At 70.7% G+C, this 19,880-nt stretch carries 15 protein-coding genes and 1 pseudogene; 10 read left to right on the top strand and 6 right to left on the bottom strand.

What is annotated here, in order from left to right:
* Position 1: 1 nt before the first annotated feature.
* A complete protein-coding gene (locus J4H86_RS26525; protein WP_236541030.1) occupies positions 2–3,991 on the top strand; it encodes an MMPL family transporter in 3,990 nt (1,329 codons plus the stop codon).
* A 92-nt stretch (positions 3,992–4,083) separates the two neighbouring features.
* Here the strand turns inward: J4H86_RS26525 and J4H86_RS26520 are convergent, their stop codons facing one another.
* The gene (locus tag J4H86_RS26520; RefSeq protein WP_236541029.1) at positions 4,084–4,536 is read right to left on the bottom strand and encodes a carboxymuconolactone decarboxylase family protein; all 453 of its coding nucleotides are present in this window, start codon (positions 4,534–4,536) and stop codon (positions 4,084–4,086) included.
* An 80-nt stretch (positions 4,537–4,616) separates the two neighbouring features.
* Here J4H86_RS26520 and J4H86_RS26515 point away from each other — a divergent pair, with 80 nt between their 5' ends.
* Positions 4,617–5,501, top strand: coding sequence for a sigma-70 family RNA polymerase sigma factor (locus tag J4H86_RS26515; protein ID WP_236541028.1), 885 nt, complete (start codon positions 4,617–4,619; stop codon positions 5,499–5,501).
* A gap of 193 nt (positions 5,502–5,694) precedes the next feature.
* Positions 5,695–6,189 carry a hypothetical protein gene (locus J4H86_RS26510; RefSeq protein ID WP_236541027.1) on the top strand — a complete coding sequence of 165 codons (495 nt, stop codon included), beginning with the start codon at positions 5,695–5,697 and terminating at the stop codon, positions 6,187–6,189.
* Positions 6,190–6,245: 56 nt separating this feature from the next.
* On the opposite strand, the gene J4H86_RS26505 is transcribed toward J4H86_RS26510, so the two are convergent.
* Complete coding sequence (locus J4H86_RS26505) at positions 6,246–7,127, bottom strand: ATP-grasp domain-containing protein (protein WP_236541026.1); 882 nt, start codon at positions 7,125–7,127, stop codon at positions 6,246–6,248.
* 437 nt (positions 7,128–7,564) lie between these two features.
* On the opposite strand from J4H86_RS26505, the gene purB reads away from it, so the two are divergent.
* The 3 genes from purB to J4H86_RS26490 all read left to right on the top strand — a co-directional run bounded on the left by purB (position 7,565) and on the right by J4H86_RS26490 (position 10,861).
* Complete coding sequence (purB, locus tag J4H86_RS26500) at positions 7,565–8,998, top strand: adenylosuccinate lyase (RefSeq protein WP_236541025.1); 1,434 nt, start codon at positions 7,565–7,567, stop codon at positions 8,996–8,998.
* A 124-nt stretch (positions 8,999–9,122) separates the two neighbouring features.
* Complete coding sequence (locus tag J4H86_RS26495) at positions 9,123–9,785, top strand: hypothetical protein (RefSeq protein WP_236541024.1); 663 nt, start codon at positions 9,123–9,125, stop codon at positions 9,783–9,785.
* Positions 9,786–10,084: 299 nt separating this feature from the next.
* Complete coding sequence (locus tag J4H86_RS26490) at positions 10,085–10,861, top strand: maleylpyruvate isomerase family mycothiol-dependent enzyme (RefSeq protein WP_236541023.1); 777 nt, start codon at positions 10,085–10,087, stop codon at positions 10,859–10,861.
* Between the two features lie 210 nt (positions 10,862–11,071).
* Here J4H86_RS26490 and J4H86_RS26485 read toward each other — a convergent pair.
* The 3 genes and pseudogenes from J4H86_RS26485 to J4H86_RS26475 all read right to left on the bottom strand — a co-directional run.
* A pseudogene (locus tag J4H86_RS26485) lies at positions 11,072–11,410 on the bottom strand (D-glutamate cyclase family protein); the annotation flags it as partial.
* Between the two features lie 808 nt (positions 11,411–12,218).
* Positions 12,219–12,941: a hypothetical protein gene (locus J4H86_RS26480; protein ID WP_236541022.1), complete on the bottom strand. Its 723-nt coding sequence runs from the start codon at positions 12,939–12,941 to the stop codon at positions 12,219–12,221.
* Positions 12,942–13,178: 237 nt separating this feature from the next.
* Entirely contained in the window at positions 13,179–14,399 is a 1,221-nt protein-coding gene (locus tag J4H86_RS26475; protein ID WP_236541021.1) for a PucR family transcriptional regulator, read from the bottom strand.
* Between the two features lie 177 nt (positions 14,400–14,576).
* On the opposite strand from J4H86_RS26475, the gene J4H86_RS26470 reads away from it, so the two are divergent.
* The 4 genes from J4H86_RS26470 to fabF all read left to right on the top strand — a co-directional run bounded on the left by J4H86_RS26470 (position 14,577) and on the right by fabF (position 18,049).
* Positions 14,577–15,512, top strand: coding sequence for an ACP S-malonyltransferase (locus tag J4H86_RS26470; protein ID WP_236541020.1), 936 nt, complete (start codon positions 14,577–14,579; stop codon positions 15,510–15,512).
* 2 nt (positions 15,513–15,514) lie between these two features.
* On the top strand, positions 15,515–16,468 hold the full coding sequence (locus J4H86_RS26465) for a beta-ketoacyl-ACP synthase III (RefSeq protein WP_236541019.1): 954 nt from the start codon (positions 15,515–15,517) through the stop codon (positions 16,466–16,468).
* A 26-nt stretch (positions 16,469–16,494) separates the two neighbouring features.
* Positions 16,495–16,734 carry an acyl carrier protein gene (locus J4H86_RS26460; RefSeq protein WP_236541018.1) on the top strand — a complete coding sequence of 80 codons (240 nt, stop codon included), beginning with the start codon at positions 16,495–16,497 and terminating at the stop codon, positions 16,732–16,734.
* A gap of 82 nt (positions 16,735–16,816) precedes the next feature.
* On the top strand, positions 16,817–18,049 hold the full coding sequence (gene fabF, locus J4H86_RS26455; RefSeq protein WP_236541017.1) for a beta-ketoacyl-ACP synthase II: 1,233 nt from the start codon (positions 16,817–16,819) through the stop codon (positions 18,047–18,049).
* A 547-nt stretch (positions 18,050–18,596) separates the two neighbouring features.
* On the opposite strand, the gene J4H86_RS26450 is transcribed toward fabF, so the two are convergent.
* Positions 18,597–19,544 carry an SGNH/GDSL hydrolase family protein gene (locus J4H86_RS26450; RefSeq protein WP_236541016.1) on the bottom strand — a complete coding sequence of 316 codons (948 nt, stop codon included), beginning with the start codon at positions 19,542–19,544 and terminating at the stop codon, positions 18,597–18,599.
* Between the last annotated feature and the right edge of the window lie 336 nt (positions 19,545–19,880).

The raw sequence follows: 19,880 nt of genomic DNA, 5'->3' as shown, positions 1-19,880 counted from the left end.
GATGCGCTCCCGCACGCTGCGCGGGCGCATGGTCATGGTCAACGCGATGTTGATGATCATCGTGTTGGTGGTCGTGGTGACACTCAGCGGCACGTTTCTGCGCTCCTACCTCATCGACCGGATCGACGACGGGATCGAGCTCGCCGCCGAGTTCCTTCGCACGCACCAACACGACATCCTGGCCGAACCGCCCGACTCCCTCGTGGAGCAGGTCCGCGCACCCAACGACTTCGTCGCGGAGTACACGGTCGGCACACCGCCGGACGCGCCGATCCACCGGCTGCACGGCGAGGGCCCCACACTGCTGCGGGACATCGACGTCGACTCCGCCCCCGACGAGGTCTTCACCGTCGAACGGGAGGGCGAGGAGTACCGGGTCGTCGTCGTGGAGCTCCCGGCACACGACGCCGTCGTCCTGATCGGTGAGCCGTTGTCCTCGGTGGACGCGACCGTCAAACGCCTCATCCTCATCGAGGTCGTCGTCGGGGCGCTGGCCGTCGCGATCGCGCTCGCCGCGGGGTCGGCGGTGGTCCGGCGGGGGCTGCGGCCGTTGGACGACGTGGTGGAGATGGCGGAGGGTGTCGCGGCGGGCGACCTGGACCGTCGGGTCCCGGAGTCGGCCGCCGACGACGTCAGCGAGGTCCGCCGGCTGATGATGTCGATCAACCGCATGTTGGAGCACCTGCGCGGCGCGCTCCACGCCCGTGCGCGCTCCGAGGGCGAACTGCGCCGCTTCGTGTCCGACGCCTCCCACGAGCTGCGGACCCCACTGACCTCGATTCGCGGCTACCTGCAGATGATCTCCCAGGGGGTGGTGGACGTCCGCGAACGGCCCGACGTGATCACCCGCTCCCAGGGCGAGTCCGAGCGGATGGCCGCGATCGTGGACGACCTTCTCACCCTGGCGCGTCTGGACGAACGTCCCGAGCCCCGGCGTGAGGTGGTGGAGCTCGGCGCGATCGTGGAGGACGCCGTCGCCGACGCCCGCGCCGCCCAACCCGAACGTGACTGGACCGCCCGGGTGGAGGCCCGCGGTCTGGTGCTCGGCGACGAACACGAGCTGCGCCGCGCGGTGGCCAACCTGCTGGCCAACGTCCGCACCCACACTCCCCCGTCCAGCCCGGCGGTCGCACGGGTCCGCCGCGAGGACGGCCACGTCCTGGTGGAGGTCGACGACGCGGGCCCGGGGATCCCGGAGGAGAGCACCGCCTTCGTGTTCGAGCGGTTCTTCTCCGCCGGCGCCGCCGCCGCTCCCAAACGCAGCGGCTTGGGCCTGTCCATCGTCCGCGCGATCATGCACGGACACGGTGGGGAGGCGGAGTTCTCGTCGTCGGAAACGGACGGGACCCGCGTGACGTTGCGCTTCCCGCCCATGGCCGAGCACGGCGTGACACGAGCTGAGGGTGACAACCCTCTCATCACCCCGGGGCCTTTCACATCGGATTCTCATCTTCCTCGGCATGGCCGCTCATCCACGGCCGGTGCCCTGTCTGGTGACACTTCACCAGGTAGGAGAGGAATGCCGAGCATGGCCGATCTGCTCTATCGCCTTGGAGGGTTCTCCTTCCGCCGGCGAGGGCTCGTCGCGGTCACGTGGCTGGTGGTGCTGGTCGTCCTCGGCGGCGCGGCTCTACAGTTCCGCGGACCGATCAGTGACGGGTTCACCATCCCCAACACGGAGTCCGAGCAGGCGACGGACCTGTTGGAAGCGCGGTTCGACACCACGGGCGACGCGGTCACCACAGTGCTGCGGGCACCGGACGGCGCCGACGTGACACAGGACGAGTCCTACGCCGACGCGGTCCGGGACACCGCCGAGGAACTCGAGGACGTCCCCGGCGTGGACATGGTCGTCAGTCCACACTCGATCCTCGAGGAGGCCCGGGAACAGTACGACACCGAGGTCGCCGACGCGGAGGACCAGGCGCGAGAGGGGGCCGCGGAGGCCCTCGAGGCGATGGTGCCCGCGGAGACGCCCAACCGGGACGACGTCATCGCCGAGCAACTCCCCGCCGCCGAGGAGGCCGCGCTGGAGGAGGTGGCGGACGAGATCCCCGCCTTCGACGCCGAGGACGTCCTCGGCGAGCTCCCGATGCTCAACGAGGACCGGGACACGGTCATGCTGCAGGTGCAGCTCGAGACCCGGGCCGGGGAGGCCGCGCCCGAGACCGTGGACGCCATCGTGGACAGCGGCGACTCCGCGCGCGACGCCGGGATGGACGTCGAACACAGCGGCCAGGCCATCACCCAGACGCCGCCGGAGCTCGGGCACAGCGAGATCGTGGGTGTCCTCGCCGCTCTCCTCGTGCTCCTCGTCAACTTCGGTGTCGTGGTCGCGGCGGGGTTGCCCATCCTGATGGCCCTCGTGGGGGTCGGCGTGGGCATGGCGCTGTTGTTCGCCATCTCCAGCCTGATGCCCCTGGACAGCACGGCGCCCATGTTGGCGATCATGCTCGGGATCGCGGTCGGTATCGACTACTCCCTGTTCGTCCTGTCCCGACATCGAAAGCAGCTCTCCGAGGGCATGTCGGTGGAGGAGTCGGCGGCACGGGCGATCGGCACGGCCGGTAGCGCCGTCGTCTTCGCGGGCGTCACCGTGATGATCGCGCTCCTCGGCCTGGCGATCGTGCGGATCCCGTTCCTCACCGTGATGGGTGTGGCGGCGATGGTGACCGTCGCCATCGCGGTCCTGGTCGCGATCACGTTGCTTCCGGCGTTGCTGGGCTTCCTCGGCCACCGCGTCACCGCGGGGCGGGTACCCGTCCTGGGGCGCCGCGCCGAGGCCGCGCTGCGGACCACCAACACCTTCAGCGCCCGCTGGGTTCGGGGTGTCACCCGGCATCCGATCCTCGCGATCGTGGGTGTGGTGATCGCGCTCGGGGCCGCGCTGCTGCCGTTGAGCGGCATGCACCTGGGCCTGCCCACCGACGAGACCAGTCCGGAGGACACCACACAGCGCCAGGCCCACGAGATCATCAGTGAGGAGTTCGGCGAGGGGCACAGCGCGCAACTGGCCGTCGTCGCCGACCTCACCGCGATCCCGGACATGCCCGCCGCGGCCGAGGAGGTCGCCGAGCACATCGAGGACGTCGACGGCATCGCCGAGGTGCTGCCGCCCCAGCTCAACGACGTCGACGACACGGCGATCATCACCGTGATCCCCGACTCCGGCCCGTCGGACATCGCCACGGAGGACGTTCTCCACGACGTCCGCGACCTCCGCGACGAGATCGACGAGGACACCGGCGCGCAGATCTACGTCGCGGGCGCCACCGCGGCGTCGATCGACGTTTCCGAGCGGCTCGCCGACGCGCTTCCGGTGTTCGCGACCGTCGTGGTCGGTCTCGCGCTGCTGCTCATGACGCTTGTGTTCCGCTCGATCCTGGTCCCGGTGAAGGCCGCGCTCGGCTTCGTGCTGAGCGCCGGTGCCGCCCTGGGGCTCACCGTGGTGGTGTTCCAGTGGGGGTACGGGGCGTCGCTGTTCAGCGTCGAACCGGGGCCGCTGCTCGCCTTCATGCCCACGCTGATGATCGGCATCCTGTTCGGTCTGGCCATGGACTACGAGGTCTTCCTGGTGTCGCGGATGCGGGAGGATTTCGTGCACGGCCTGGAGCCACGGGCGGCGATCACGTCGGGCTTCACCCACGGGGCCCGGGTGGTCACCGCGGCGGCGGTCATCATGATCACCGTGTTCGCGTCGTTCATCTTCGGCGGGATCGCGATGATCAAGCCCATCGCCTTCGTGCTCGCGGTGGGGGTCGCCTTCGACGCCTTCCTGATCCGGATGACCCTGGGCCCGGCCGTCATGGCCCTGTTCGGGCGCTACGCCTGGTGGCTCCCGGGCTGGCTGGACCGGCTGCTGCCCAACATCGACATCGAGGGCGAACAGCTCGCGCGGACCCGTCCCACCACCGGGTCGGCGACGACCACGGATCCCGCCACGACCCCGGCCGGCGGTCGCGACACGGTGGGGACCGCGGCGAGTCCCTGACCTGGATCGGTGACGATGAGGGGCCCCGGCGGGACGATCCCGCCGGGGCCCTCGGCACGGTCAACCATCGCCTCCCGTGGGCCGGGGCGCGACTACAGCGTCCCGGCCGGTTGCCGGATGGTCGCGTTGAACCGGTTCGCGGCGTTGGTGAACGCGATCTTCAGCACGATCGCCGCGAGCTGTCGCTCGTCGAAGTGGGCGGCCGCGGCGTCCCAGATCTCCTCGGGAACGGCGTCCGGACGGTCGGCCATCCGGGTCGCCGCCTCCGTCAGGGCGAGGGCGGCCCGCTCCCGCTCGGTGAAGAAGGGGGTCTCGCGCCAACTCGCCAGGGCGAGCAGCCGCTGGGTCGTCTCTCCCCGCTTCTGGGCGACCGTGACCCCGTACTCGACACAGGCGCCGCAGCCGTTGACCTGGCTGGCCCGAATGTGAATGAGTTCGAGCAGGTCCGGGGCGACTCCGGCACCGGAGACCGCCTTGTTCGCCTGCTGGATCGCGGTCATCGCCTCGGGAAGGACCGTGAGTGGGTGGGTCATGCGCGCGTGCATCGGAGTACCTCCATCGGTTACCTCAGTCCCGTGGGACTCGTCATCACCCATGACGGAACTCGCCAGCGGAAGGTAACGGCATGAGCGGATCATCTCCGGAGGACGCGTTGGCACGGTCCTTCGAGGCGCGACGCGGAGGACTGACGGCCATGGCCGCGCGGATCCTCGGTTCGCGCGCGGACGCGGAGGACGCGGTGCAGGAGGCGTGGCTGCGGTTGGCGCGTCAGGACCCGAGCACGATCGACAACCTGGGCGGGTGGCTGCACACCGTTGTGGGCCGGGTCTGCGTCGACGTGCTGCGCTCGCGCCGGTCCCGCCCGGAGTCCTCCTATGACGCGGAGCCACCGGAGCTGTCGGTCACCGAGGACCCCGGTGGGCCTCCGGAGGAGGACGCCCTGCTGGCCGAGTCGGTCGGGACGGCGCTCCTCCTGGTCCTCGACACGCTCAGTCCCGTCGAACGCGTGGTGTTCGTCCTGCACGACATGTTCCTGGTGCCGTTCGACGAGGTCGCCACGATCGTCGGCCGGTCCACCGGCGCCACGAAGATGATGGCGAGCCGCGCCCGCCGCAAGGTGCGGGGCGCGCAGGCCCCCGTCGAGGAGCGGCGCCGACAGCGCACGGTGGTCGACGCGTTCCTCGCCGCGACGAGGGACGGGGATTTCGACCGACTGCTGGTCGTACTCGCTCCCGACGCCGCGTGGCGCACGCACACCCCGGACGGTGTCGTCGTCACACTCGGCGCGACCGAGGTGGCCAGCGCCGCACTGCGCGGCGCGGCACATCTGGCCACGGGCACGCGCCGCGTCCTGGTCAACGGACGGCCCGGGATCGCCGCGTGGGACGGGTCCGGCGCCCCGCTCGGCGTGCTGGCCTGCACCGTGATCGACGATCGAATCGTGGAGATCCTGTCGATACGGGACCCCCGTCGGTTGGCCACGATCGACCTCCCGGCACCCCCGCCGTAGCCGTGGGTCACTCCTCGTCGCTCCTCCGCCGACGGAGCGCGGCGGCCGCACCGACCGGCACGCCGTCCGAACAGCTCGGACATATCCTTTCGCCGACGTTCGCCGGCCACCAGTGCGGGAGGCGGCGATCCAGAATCGGCCGGGAGAGACTGCAACTCCATGGGCGGGAGGTGGTCCCATCCGCGCTCCCCGCGTGAACACGGTCCCCGTGGACCAGAGTCCCGCCGAACAGGTCCCAACCGACCGGAGGACGGACGAGCTCACCGAGGGCGAGGAGACCCCGGAGGAGATCCATCACCTGTCCGTGGTCCTGGTCGAGTCGATGAACCTGGCCAGCATGCGGGCACTGGCCTATGCGGCCTCTCTGCGACAGCCCGTTCTCGCGCTGCACGTCAGCCCGAGCGAGGAGGAGGCCCGTCGCTTCTGTGACTACTGGACCCAGTGGGGCGACCACCTGCCGCTGGAGGTCCTGGAGTCCCCCTACCGGGCCGTGGTCGCGCCGCTGGTCCACTACATCGAGGCGCTGCACGAACAGCACCCCGACCTCACCGTGACGATCATCCTGCCGGAGATCGTGGTGCGACAGTGGCGCTACCGGTTCCTCCACGGACGGACCGCCGTACGGTTGGCGAGAGCGCTGCGTCCTCTTCCCAAGATCGTGGTGACCACGGTGCCGTTCCACGTCTAGGACGCCGGTGCCTGGTCCAGCAGGGGAACCGCGGCCAGTCCCTGCGACGGTCGCGCCTAGGGAGTCCTGGTCGCGATCGCCGCGGCCAGACGGTCGGCGGATCCGGGGGCGTGGGTGAGGAAGAGGGACGGCTCGGAGAGTTCGAGCTCCAGGAGGAGCGGGGTGCCGTCGGGGCCGTCCACGAGGTCCACGCGCGCGTAGAGAAGGTCACCGAGGAAGCGGTGCGCCACGGCGACGACGTGGTCGGCGGCGGCGCGCTGGGACGCCGTCGGCTCCTGCGGGGTGATCTTCTCGGGTGCGAAGAGGCCCTCGATGGTGGCGTGCCCGACCGGGGGCAACAGTGGCGCCTTACGCACCGCGTGGCTGAAGGTGCCGTCGAGGTAGACCAGGGCGGTCTCACCGGTGGCGTCCACGCTCGCGACGTAGGGCTGCACCATGACGTAGCGGCCGGACCGCTGGATCCGGCGCACGTGCTCGAGCGCGCCCGTGTCCCGGCCGGCGACGTAGCGCGCGGTGTCGCGACTGCCGGCCGAGACCGACGGCTTGACCACGTACTCCCCCGAGTCCGGGAGGGGCACCTCCGCAGCGTCCGGGGCGATCCAGGTGGTGGGGACGATGGCGACCCCGTGCCGCGCGAGCGCCCGCAGGTACACCTTGTCGGTGTTCCACCACAGCACCTCGGCGCCGTTGCGGAGCCGGTCGGACCCCACCCGGTCGGCCCAGGCGAGGAACTCCCGGCGGCGCAGCGGGTAGTCCCAGGTGCTGCGGACGACGACGGACCCGAACGCCGACCAGTCGGTGGTCGCGTCGTCCCAGACCACGGGACGCGCGCGCAGGCCGGCGGACTCCAGGGCCGTGATCAGCAGGGGCTCGTCCTCGTCGCTGCCGCGCGCCTTGGCCGCCGTGGCGATGGCGATCTCTACTGGACGGTCGGGCACGGGTTCCTCCCCGAGTGATGACTACCGGACTGCGTGAGGGGCGTCGTGTCCGGCCTCGCGCACGAGGCACACACATCAGACCGAACAACGTTCAGGATGCCCAAACTTCCCGCCGTTCGGTGCCCGGAACGCGGGAGACGGGGGTCAGACGACGGCGGCGCGAACCGGGGCGAAACGCGTTGGCCACGGTGGTTTCACGCGTCCCGGGCTCCGGGACACTCCATGGCCCCTCCTCGCCAGTGACGGACCGCACAACGATCGGGACGGGTGGCCGCGACGACGCGGGGACGACCGGTACGCCAGGATTGGGCGTCCCACGCGTCCTCGGCCCGAACCCGGTTCGCGGTGGCGTGGCCGCGGCGGGGCGCCGGAATCGGCCACGCTGTCCCGCGCCCCGGGCGGCGGTGCGGGGGGCAGGGCGACTACGCTGGGTCGACGTGACATCCGCGCCACTCATTCCCGACGTCCTCGCCACCCGCTATGCCTCCGCCGAGCTGGCACAGTTGTGGTCCCCCGCACACAAGATCGTCCTGGAGCGCCAACTGTGGATCGCCGTCCTCCGCGCCCAGGCCGACCTCGGTGTTCCCGTCCCCAGTGACGCGATCGCCGACTACGAACGAGTCATCGACCAGGTCGACCTGGGCTCGATCGCCGAACGCGAGCGGGTGACCCGCCACGACGTCAAGGCGCGGATCGAGGAGTTCAACGCTCTGGCGGGGCACGAGCAGATCCACAAGGGACTGACCTCCCGGGACCTGACCGAGAACGTCGAACAGCTACAGATCCGGGACAGTCTCGAGCTGCTGCGTGACCGTATCGTCGCGGTCCTGGCCCGGTTGGCACGGCTGGCCGGCGAGCACACGACGCTGGTCCTGCCCGGACGTTCCCACAATGTGGCGGCGCAGGCGACCACCCTGGGCAAGCGGTTCGCGACCGCGGCCGACGAGCTCCTCATCGCCTACACGCGACTGGCGGAACTCATGGCGCGCTACCCGCTGCGCGGGATCAAGGGCCCGGTGGGCACCGCCCAGGACATGCTGGACCTGTTGGACGGCGACGCCGGTCAGCTCGCCGAGCTCGAGCGCCGCCTGGCCACCCACCTCGGATTCCAGCACGTGCTGACCAGCGTCGGTCAGGTGTACCCCCGCTCCCTCGACCACGACGTGCTCACCGCGCTCGTGCAGCTCGCCGCCGCGCCGTCCAGTCTGGCGATGACGATCCGACTCATGGCCGGACACGACCTGGTGACCGAGGGCTTCCGCCCTGGGCAGGTCGGCTCCAGTGCCATGCCGCACAAGATGAACACGCGGTCGTGCGAGCGTGTGAACGGGCTGATGGTGGTGCTGCGGGGCTACGCCGCCATGACCGGTGAGCTGTCGGGTGCGCAGTGGAACGAGGGCGACGTCTCGTGCTCGGTGGTGCGGCGGGTGGCGCTCCCAGACGCGTTCTTCGCCCTGGACGGCCTGCTGGAGACCTTCCTCACCGTGCTGGACGACTTCGGCGCCTTCCCCGCCGTCGTACAGCGGGAGCTGGACCACTACCTCCCCTTCCTCGCCACCACCAAGATCCTCATGGCGGCGGTGCGCGCCGGCGTGGGCCGCGAGACCGCCCACGAGGCGATCAAGGAGAGCGCGGTCGCGGCGGCCCTGGCCCTGCGCGAGGAGGGCAGCGGCGAGAACGACCTGCTGGACCGTATCGCCGCCGACTCCCGGATCCCGCTCGACAGGTCCGCCCTGGAGGCACTGCTCGCCGACGACATGTCCTTCACCGGAGCCGCCGCCGAGCAGGTGGCCTCCGTGATGCGCCAGGTTGAGGCGGTCGTCGCCGACCATCCGAACGCCGCGACCTACACTCCGGGCGCGATCCTCTAGCCGGGTGGGGGAGCCCGCCCCCGACCTAGCCGTCGGGATGTCACCGCATAGTCGGACATCCCGACGGTCAAAGCCGGCAAATCCGATTGTCGGACGTCCGCGCCCCCGGTTAGGGTCCTCGACTATGACGATGACGCTCGGGGATGCCTTCAACCGCCGCAAGAAGCTCGCGTCCGACCTGGCGAGCTGGACCAACCGCCTCGCCCTGGCCGGCCGGGAACAGCGAAGCTTCCGGACGCAGGCGCTGGAAGGCCCCGACGCCTACGTCCCCGAGCCCGGTACCCACAAGCAGACACACCGTGAGTACACGGTGGAGGAGTGCCGCGAGCGCATCGCCGCGATCCTGGCCGAGGACGAGGACCTCGCCCTGCGCATCTCACGGACGAACCAGCGTGCCCGCGCGGAGATCGAGGACCTCGAGGGGCGGGTGCGCACCCTGTCCATCCCGGAGTTGCTGGTGCTCAAGGACGACATCATCCCCAAGCTCGAGGCCGCCGCCCGGGCCGTGCCCACACGGGCCGACGACGTCGGGATCGTGGAGACCGGCGACGGATGGCGTTCCTACCGCACCGTGCGCAAGGTGGAGCGGAAGAACGAGAGCTTCAGCGAGAAGGGACTGAAGGTCGAGGAGATCGAACTGCTGGGCTACGACGTGGTCGAGGTCACCGACTACGGCGTGCCCCGCCGCGACCAGTGGGACGAGACGGACCGGATCGGCGAGTTCGCCCAGCGCGTCAAGCAGGCGATCAACAAGGCGAACCAGACCGAGCTCGCCACCCTCGACTGAACACAGACAGGAACGGGGCCGCGCACCGAAGTGTTGGCCGTATGAGGTAGTTGGTAACCGGTAGATCCGTCTATCCGCCAACCACACTTTGAGCAGAGGTGTCAGTCGTAGCCGGTCAACGGTACGGCCCAGCCCACATCCGGGCGGGCGATGGTCTCTGGTCAGTGGCAGAGGGTAGAAGGTAACACCGCGACAGGGGATCCGCACTCCCCGGCCAGCGCTGCCCCGTTCCCCCACATCTCCCCCTGCCTCGACCATTGGTCCGACGACTGGTCCGATGACGAGACGAGGACACGCACGTGGACACCGAGTCCCATCTGGAACACCTCCGGCGCGCGGGCGACGTCCTGGGCTCCTCCGCGGTCCGGGCGGGCCTCGATGCCGACGTTCCCACGTGCCCCGGGTGGCGGGTTCGCGACCTGATCCACCATGTCGGCGAGGTCCACCGATGGGCCGCGGCCAACGTCGCGGCGGTGGACGCCCACCAGGTTCCCCGGGCCGAGGCCCTGGCCCGTGACCCCGTCCCCCACGACGACGCGCTCGTGGACTGGTTCGCGGACGGACTCGACGCACTGCACAGAGTGTTGGTCGCCGCGCCGGCGGGAAAACCATGCTGGACCTTCACTCCGACCGCCGATCCGTTGGCGTTCTGGGCCCGCCGACAGGCGCACGAGACGGTGATCCACAGTGTCGACGCCGATCGAGCGGCGCGGGCCGTCACGCACGACGCGCTCACACCCGAGCTGGCGTCCGACGGAGTCGACGAGCTGCTCACCGTGCTCCTCCCCCGACTCGTCGCACGCCGCGGGGGTGATCCATCCGCGCTCAGCGCTCGGGAGAGGTCACTCGCCGTGCACACGCACGACACCAACGGCCGGTGGTTCCTCCACGCGAGCCCCACGGCGTTCACCGTCTCCGCCGGTACGGACGCGGAGGACGGGAACGCACAGTGCGGCGTGACGGGCGACGCGGAGACGGTCTACCTCGCACTGTGGAACCGGTCGGACTCCCCGGAGCTCATGGTGTCCGGCGATCTCTCCGTCATGGAGTGGTGGCGGGACTCGGTCCATTTCTGATCCCGTCCGCAGCGGCGGCGGCGTGGGCCGGAGCCTCGAACCGAACACGTCGTCGCGCGTCGCGGACCGAGGAAGTGCCAGCCCGCCCCGTGCACGGCGGGACGCCCGACCCGTGGCGCGGAAAGGCACCCCCAACTCCGCCCCCGATCCGGCACATCAACCGGATGGGTGTCGTGGCCCTCGTAGGTGCGGAGTGACGGTGTGGCGGCGTCAGGGCACCTGGAACGCGTGGTCCCTCGCGTCGGTGACGGCCATGTGCCCGGGGGCGTGTCCGATGGCGAACGCCGGGGCGGAGGCCATCACGGCGGCTTGTGGCGTCACACCGCAGGCCCAGAAGACCGGAACCTCGCCCGGTCGCAGGTCCGGGGAATCACCGAAATCGGGGCGGGACAGGTCGGCGATCCCCAGGGCCTCGGGGTCGCCCACGTGGACCGGCGCTCCGTGCACGGCGGGGTAGCGGGCGGTGACCCGCACCGCGTCGGCCACCTGGTCGGCGGGGACCGGACGCATCGACACCACCATGGGACCGGCGAGCCGCCCGCCGGGGCGGTCGCCGTGGCCGCCACCGCCCCAGGGAGCGGATGTGCGAACGCGGCCTACGCGTCGCGGTCGATGGGCCGAGGCCGTCACGACCACGCCGGCGATGGCACCCCGGTGTCGGGTCGGTTGACCCCCGAAGCACCGTGGATCACCGGGTCACGTCGTGGCTCCGACCTCCTGCCAGTGGCGTACGGCGTGTCTCCCTCGGGTTCGGTGACCTGGGGTTATGTTATGGCCGTGTGGTCGCTTCACCCGACCACGATGGGGCGGCCGGTTGGTGTCCTCGTTCGGCCGATGCTCCAGTGGCAGTGGGTCGCGCGTCGCCACATCCCGGCCCACCGTCACCCGTCAATCATCACGACTTGTGATCAAGCAGTCACGTGTGTAATGCTTCCCGTTCGCCCGGCACCCCCTCCCGGCCGACCCGTAACCGCTGCCGCCATGCGCGGCAGCACCGGGAGGCTCCCAGTCGAGGGGGACGGAGCCTCCCATGGCCGCTGCGGTCCTGCTCGCATCCACCCGCAGCGGCGGAGGAGGCTCGCCGCATCGCTGGCGTCGGGCCTCCTCACCACACACCCCGCGGGCCGGAAGGCGTGCCGGGGAGGGAGGCCCACACCGCCTGTGCCCCGTTGTGGGCCTCCCGCACCACGTGGTCCCGCGCATCCCTAGTGCGGGATCACCTCACGTGGGAGGAACCTCTGGCGCACCGGTTCCTCCCACGTGGCGCACAACCCTAGATCCCCACCCGGGAGACTCGCCGTCGAACACGAAGAGAGCCCCCCGCCTTTGGCGGAGGGCTCGACAGGGCGCCGGGGTCTCAGGGTCTGACGGACACGCGGCTGGTGCGGGCCCGGCGGGCACGGCGGACGGCTTGGCGGGCGATGGGCCGCTTGTTGGTGTGTTCGGACGAGAGCGACACCTTGGTGGGGGTCTCCTCGTCGGGAGCCGGGGTCTCGATGGGCTCGGGCCGCGGAGTGGGGCTGGGAGCGGTCGCCTTCGGTGGAGCGGGGCGGGGGGTGACACCGGGCGCGGGTTGGGCGAGACCGGCCCAGAGGTAGGCGCGGGTTCCCCAGGCCTCCATGCCGCGGCGCGCCTTGGCCACCGCGTGAAAGCTGGGCCAGGCGAGGCCGACCTGGGGCCATGCCAGGCAGAGGGCAAGCACGAACGGACTGAGGCCACCGCTCAGGATCGCGGCACCAGCGCCCAGTCCGATGGCCGCCATGGGCAGGGCGAGCCGCAGGTGGGTGATCTGGCGGAATCGCAGCAGCGAACGCCGCGCGGACGCGTCGGGGCGCAGGCCCGGTGGGAGCGGCGAGGGTTGGATGCTCAGACCGAGCAGTAGCGACGCGACTCCGGCGATGGCCCCGGTGAGCACCATCCACGCGGAGGCGGACCAGTGCGGCCCGACGATGAGCATGACGGCCACGGAGACGGGGATCGGAGCGATGAGGAAGATCAGCACCTGGCGGGAGAGATAGCCGCTCATCGTGGGAGCCCGAACCGGGTCCAGTACGGCTGTCCACCGACGCTTCAGATCCACAGTTTCCCCCCGTAAACCCTGCTCATCGCCCGTATCACCGATCCTAGTCGCTCGCGCCGACGAAAGTGTCCCCCGTGACCGACGGATCCCCACCCGTCCCGCCAAAACCCGATGTGTCCGACAGCGGGGCACCGGCTCGCGCCACCGGCGGGGTCGGGAGGTGCGTCGAGTCAGGGGTCGGCGTCCGTGAGCGTAGAGTCGCCGAGCCGCCGACACAACGGCATTCCGCCGGGCGTGTCAGTTCCCGTTGTCGCGTTCCCGCAGTCGCCCCAGGGCGACGGCGACGCGGAGCGCGAAGGCGCCGCGACCGTTGGTCGGCGTGCGTCCGGTGAGTTCCGCTACACGCCCCAAACGGTAACGGACCGTGTTGGAGTGGACGAACAGCGTGCGGGCGGCGGCCTCCAGCGACCCCCCGTGTTCCAGGTACACGGCCAGGGTGTCCAACAGTGGCGAGGAGGCCCGTTGCAGCGGCTGGTAGACGTCGGTGTAGAGCTGTTCTCGAGCCGCGTCGTCGCCGTCGAGGGCGCGTTCCGGGAGGAGCTCCTCGGCTCCGACCGGGCGCGGCGCGTGGGGCCAGGCGGGGGCCGCGCGCAGGCCGCTGACCGCCGCGCGTACCGAGGCGCTGGCGCTGCGCAGGTCCGGTGTCGCCGCGCCCACGACGACGGGGCCGGAGGTGTAGAGCTCGGCGAGTTCGGCGGCCGCGGTGAAGGCGTGCTCGGCGGCCATCGTGTCGTCGTCACGCTGCCCCCGGTTGATGCCGAGCACGACGATCAGCCGGTCGCCCTGCACGCCGGCGATGACGTCGTGGCCCTGGTTGCGAGCCAGCCCACGGATCTCGTCGACCACGGAGGTGTCGGCCTCGGAGAGCTGGCCGGCGAGCGCGATGACCGGGGAGCGTTTCCAGCCCAGCGCGGCGCTCCAGGTCTCCAGCCCCTCCTCCCGGTCGCCGTGCAACAGGGCGTCGACGACGAGGGCCTCCAGCCGGGCGTCCCAGGCTCCGCGCGCCTCGGCGGCCCGGGCGTAGACCTTGGCGGTGCTGAACGCCAGCTCCCGGCTGTAGCGCAGTATCCCCTCACGGAGCTGTGCCTCACCGCCGGGCGCGGCGAGCTCGGGGACCCGGGTCTCGGCTACGTCGATGACGATCCGGATCATCTCCACCGTGTGCTGCAGGGTCACCGACCGCGTCAGCTCGCGCGGCGCCATGCCGTACACCTCGGCGGTGATGGGTGGGCGGGTCCGCCCGGGGTTCTTGAACCAGTCGACGAAGGCCGCCACACCGGACTGGGCGATCAGACCCACCCAGGAGCGATCCTCCGCGTCCATGCCGCGGAACCAGGAGAGGCGTTCCTCCATCAGCGCGACGGCGGCGGTGCTGAGCTCCCCCATCGCACGCTCGAAACGCTTGGCGGTCTCCGCCCTGATCGTCTCCAGGTCATCGCTGGTCGGCTCGGTACTCACTGTTCCAGAGTGGCACCACTGAACGACCACCAGTGACCTACGGGGCGGTATGTGACCGACCGCACCAGGGACGGCCCGTTCATCCTCGGTTTTGTAGGGACCCAACAGAGTCACGCCGCCTAACTTCGTGCGCCACGGCATCGGGCTGGCGTGTCACCACAGGGCAGTCTTGGAGGTGTGCTTGTCATAGTCGCTCCGGGCCAAGGCGCCCAAACCCCAGGTTTCCTGTCTCCATGGCTCGAGCTCCCCGGTGTCGCTGACCGGGTTGAGTACTGGTCCGCCGTGGCGGACCTCGATCTGCGGCGCTACGGCACCACGGCCGACGCGGACGAGATCCGCGACACCGCGGTCGCCCAGCCGCTTCTCGTGAGTGCCGGGCTCCTCGCCGCCGAACAGCTCGGTGACACCGCTGACGCGGTCGCGGGCCACAGCGTGGGCGAGTTCACGGCCGCCGCCTTCACCGGCGTGCTGAGCCCGGAGGCCGCACTCGTCCTGGTCAGGGAACGCGGCCGTGGCATGGCCGAGGCCTCGGCGACGACACCGACCGGGATGACCGCGGTCCTCGGCGGCGACCGCGCGGAGGTCCTGGAGGCGCTCGCGACGCACGGCCTGACCCCCGCCAACGACAACGGTTCCGGACAGATCGTCGCCGCCGGCACGGTGGAGCAGCTTCAGGCCCTCGCCGACGCGCCGCCGGCCCGCGCCCGCCTGCGTTCCCTGTCGGTGGCCGGGGCCTTCCACACGCAGCACATGACGCCCGCCGTGGAGCGTTTGGGCGCCTTGGCCGCGGGCGTGCTCCCGGGCGATCCCCGGACCCGTCTGCTGTCCAACGCCGACGGCGCGGTCGTCCGGTCGGGCCGCGACTACCTCAACCGGCTCGTCGCTCAGGTGAGCTCGCCGGTGCGCTGGGACCTGTGCACCGAGACGCTGAGCGACCTGGGCGTGACGGCGATCATCGAGCTCCCGCCCGCGGGGACTCTGGTCGGCTTGGCCAAGCGCGCCCTGCGGGGAGTGGAACTGCTCGCGCTGAAGACCCCCGAGGACCTCGACCGTGCCCGCGAGCTCATCAAGGAGCACGCCGGTTCCCCCTCATCCAGCTCGGAAGGCCTCTGACCATGAAATCCTCACCTGCGGTGCCGGGTGCTCGTGTACTCGCGTTCGGCGAGTACCAGCCGGACACGGTGGTGACCAACGACGACCTCGCGGCCCGTCTCGACACCAACGACGAGTGGATCCGCAGTCGCGTGGGCATCGCCGAGCGTCGGATCGCGGGGCCGGACGAGGGTGTCGTGGACATGGGGGTGACGGCCGGTGGCAAGGCGCTGGCCGCCAGCGGACTGTCCCCGGACGACATCGACATGGTGATTGTGGCCACATGCACGATGCCCGGGCAGATCCCCAACGCCGCGGCGCAGACCGCCGCCCGAATGGGAATCAAGGCTCCCGGCGCGTTCGACGTGAACGCCGCCTGTGCGGGGTTCTGCTACGCGATGGCGGTCGCCAACGACGCGGTTCGCGCCGGCACCGCCCGCAACGCGCTGGTCATCGGCTCGGAGAAGCTGTCGGACTACGTGGACTGGGACGACCGCACGACGTGCGTGATCTTCGCCGACGGTGCCGGCGCGGCCGTGGTCGCCCCCTCGGACACCCCGGGCATCGGCCCCGTGGTGTGGGGGAGTTCCGGTGAGCGCGCGGACAAGATCATCCTCCGTGACAATCTCTACCTCCAGCAGGAAGGCCAGGCGGTGTTCCGCTGGGCCACGACCGAGCTCTACGAGGTCGCACTGGAGGCGCTGGACCGGGCGGGCGTCGCGCCCACCGAGCTGGACGCCTTTGTCCCGCACCAGGCGAACCTGCGTATCGTCGAAGGCATCGCGAGGAAGCTGGGGGCGCCACAGGCGTTGATCGGCCGCGATATTGTCACCGCTGGCAACACCTCGTCCGCGTCGATCCCGCTCGCGTTGGGGCGCATGATCGGCCGGGGCGAGCTGGCCTCGGGAAGCACTGTGCTCACCCTGGGGTTCGGCGCTGGGCTCAGCTACGCGGCGCAGGTAATAGAAGTTCCGTGACAGGCAACAGAAGGAGTAGTACTTCAATGGCCCTCCCAGAGCAGGAGATCCTGAAAGGCCTCGGCGAGATCGTGGACGAGATCGCTGGTGTCCCGGCCGCGGACGTGACGCCGGAGAAGAGCTTCGTCGACGACCTCGACATCGACTCCCTCGCCATGGTGGAGATCGCCGTGGCCGCGCAGGACAAGTTCGACGTCGAGATCCCCGACGAGCAGCTCAAGGATCTCAAGACGGTCCAGGACGTCATCACCTTCATCCAGAAGTAGTGACGTTTGGGCGGGCCGCGTCACCGCGGCCCGCCCCACCCAGTCCCATGAAAGCGCAGCGAACACAGAAGGGCGAGCGACCGTGAGTACCACAGACGTCGTCGTCACCGGCCTCGGCGCGACCACACCGGTTGGCGAGGACGTGGCCACGACCTGGTCCGCGCTCCTCTCGGGGCGTTCGGGCATCCGAGAGATCGACGCTGACTGGGCCGAGGAGCTCCCGGTCAAGATCGCGGGCCTGGCGGCCCAGGAGCCCAGCGAACGCCTCGAGCGACACCGGTTGCGCCGCCTGGACCGGACCCAGCAGTTCGCGCTGATCGCGGCGCACGAGGCGTGGTCGGACGCGGGCACACCGGACGTCGAACCCACGCGGTTGGGTGTCGTGGTCAGTAGTGGCATCGGCGGCATCCTCACCACGCTGGACCAGTACGACATCTTCCGGGAGAAGGGCTGGCGCCGGGTCTCGCCGTTCACGGTGCCCATGCTCATGCCCAACAGCGCCTCGGGCGCGGTCGCGCTGGAGTTCACCGCCCGCGCCGGTGCCCACGCCCCGGTGAGCGCGTGTGCCTCCGGCAACGAGGCCATCGGCAACGCGATCGAGATGATCCGCTCCGGCCGCGCCGACATCGTCATCGCGGGGGGCACCGAAGCGGCGATCCACCCGCTGAACATCGCCGCCTTCGCCTCGATGCGCGCTCTGTCCACCCGGAACGACTCCCCGCAGACCGCTTCGCGGCCGTGGGACACCGACCGGGACGGCTTCGTCATGGGTGAGGGCGCCGGGATCCTGGTCCTGGAGTCCGCGGAGCACGCCGCCGCCCGTGGCGCGCGCGTGTACGCCGTCGCCGCCGGCAAGGGCTACTCCGACGACGCCCACGACCTCGTCGCCCCCGACCCCGACGGCCAGGTCGCCGCGATCAACGCGGCGCTCGCCGACGCCGAGATGACCCCCGCCGACGTCGCGCACATCAACGCCCACGCCACGTCCACCCCGATGGGTGACGTCGGCGAGACCGTGGCGATCCGCCGTGCCCTCGGCGACGCCGCCACCGACAACGTGGCCGTCACGTCGACCAAGTCGATGACGGGCCACCTGCTGGGGGGCGCGGGCGCGGTGGAGGCCATCGCGACGATCCTCACCCTGCACGAAGGGCGCATCCCGCCCACCATCAACGTCGAGACGCTCGACCCCGAGGTCGTGGTGGACATCGTGCGCGACAAGGCGCGTGACCTCCCCGCCAGCGCGGTCGGCGCCCTCAACCAGTCCTTCGGATTCGGCGGACACAACGTGGCGGTCGCCTTCCGGCGTCACTAGACCACGCGGGCTCGAGCCAGCCCGATCTACGGTGACGGCGCGCTCCACTCCCCATCGGGGATGTGCGGGCGCGCCGTCGCTGTCGCAGATGGGTGGAGCCGCCGTGCGGGTTGGAACACCGGACGACGACGACCACGGCACCCGTTGACCACGATCCGGGTGCACCGACTCCCTGGCCAGCCACTGATCCTCGGCGCGGGCCATCGGAGCCTCGAGCCAGGCCGGTCCCGGTCCGCCGCCACCGGGCCACAACGTCTCCGCACGGAACCGCGGGCACCGCTGGGGGTATGTCAGGCGTGGTGGGTCGCTCGGCCCGCGTCGCCGCACCAGTCGACGGGCCCGCCCGCACCCGCCCAAGGACCACGCCACCACCTCACGGCTCCCGGATGGAGCCCGAGGCGTAACGTCACCGGTCGACCGACCAGGGGCCTCTGGTCACCCTTGTGCTCGCGTCATCGCCCACCCTGGGCGTGGCACGCCCGCCACCAGCGTCCCGGCGGGAGGAACGCCGCGACCATGGCCTGAGGTCAGGTTCAGCGGGCCCGGTTCAGCTCGTGGGATCCCGACGGCTGCTGGGGTACTGCGTGTCGGGCAGCACACCGTCGAGGGAGCGCCTGACCTCGCCGTTGAGGGGGTGGTGGCCGTTGGGGGACGCGCCGCCGTCCCGCTCGGGCGGCGGGGGAGCCATGGGGCTCATCACCGGGCGCTTGGGCAGAAGTCCGTCGCCGGAGGATCGACCCATGGCACGCCGACGCAGCCACGGCAGCAGGTACTTGTGGGTCCAGCGCAACGTCTCGCGGCGTCGAACCGCGGGGGGCAGGACCTCGGGTGGTGTGGCGAAGGGCCGCTGCCACAGTTCGGGTCCGCCGACGGGCTGGCCGATGGACTCGGCGATCCGGGCGGTCAGGATCCGGTGGCCAGCACCGTTGAGGTGCAGACGGTCGACGCTCCACGCTCGTGGGTCGTTCAGCGCGCGGATGGCCCACAGGTCGACGACGTGGCAGCCGTGCCGTTCCCCGATGGCGCGCAGGTGCATGCTGAACACGGCGACCCGCCCCCGATAGGCCCGCAGGACCGGGATCCAGCCGGTGTCGTGCCCGGAGAGCAGGACGACGGTGATCCCGGCCTCGCGTAGCCGCTGGATCCCCCGGTCGAACTCCACCGCGAGCCGATCCAGGTTGGTGTTGGGGCGCAGCACGTCGTTGCCGGCCGCGTGCACCGTCACGAGGTCGGGGGCGAACTCCAGGGTCTGCTCGAGTTGTTCGCCGAAGATATGGCGAATCCGGCGCCCGCGGACAGCGAGGTTCGCGTAGCGGAACCCGGTGGTCTGCGAACTCAGGTGTTCGGCCAATCGGTCGGCAAAGCCTCGGTACTCGCCGTCCGGGCCAGGATCATCGAGTCCCTCGGTGAAGCTGTCCCCAATGGCGACGTAGGAGCGCACCACGGGGGTGCGCTCCTGAGAGCCACCGGGCACGTTGAACTCCAGGTCAGTCACGTCAGCCAATCAATGCGGGTTGGGGTCGCGTCGTTGGCACGCTGCGGGGCGTGGAACAGGTGCGGGTGCGCCTCAGGTCCAGACCGAACGGCCACGTGCGGGGGAAGAGGCGAACTCTGCAAGCATACCGCCGCGTGTTCGACATCAGTCCATCGCGGCCGCCCCTGCGCGGGGTGTGAGCGAGCGCGTCCGCGCCGTGACTCTCCGCCGCACGGCATGGCCCCCACCCGCCACTTCGTCCACTGGTCCGTTCCCTGTGGCGGGGATCACCACTAGGATGTCCGGGGCTTCCACTGTCCCTGTGTCGTCGCCGCACCCCACATCTCGGCGTGTGCT

Origin of the sequence: Spiractinospora alimapuensis, assembly GCF_018437505.1 — a bacterium.
Lineage (GTDB): Bacteria > Actinomycetota > Actinomycetes > Streptosporangiales > Streptosporangiaceae > Spiractinospora > Spiractinospora alimapuensis.
Note: the sequence above shows the minus strand (reverse complement) of the source record. Positions and strands in the feature narration are given on the sequence as shown.

Excerpts from the sequence above, each read along its gene's own strand:
- J4H86_RS26465 (WP_236541019.1), top strand. The coding sequence starts at position 15,515 with ATGAAATCCTCACCTGCGGTGCCGGGTGCTCGTGTACTCGCGTTCGGC.
- J4H86_RS26515 (WP_236541028.1), top strand. The coding sequence starts at position 4,617 with ATGAGCGGATCATCTCCGGAGGACGCGTTGGCACGGTCCTTCGAGGCG.
- J4H86_RS26460 (WP_236541018.1), top strand. The coding sequence starts at position 16,495 with ATGGCCCTCCCAGAGCAGGAGATCCTGAAAGGCCTCGGCGAGATCGTG.
- J4H86_RS26495 (WP_236541024.1), top strand. The coding sequence starts at position 9,123 with ATGACGATGACGCTCGGGGATGCCTTCAACCGCCGCAAGAAGCTCGCG.
- J4H86_RS26525 (WP_236541030.1), top strand. The coding sequence starts at position 2 with ATGCGCTCCCGCACGCTGCGCGGGCGCATGGTCATGGTCAACGCGATG.
- J4H86_RS26520 (WP_236541029.1), bottom strand. The coding sequence starts at position 4,536 with ATGCACGCGCGCATGACCCACCCACTCACGGTCCTTCCCGAGGCGATG.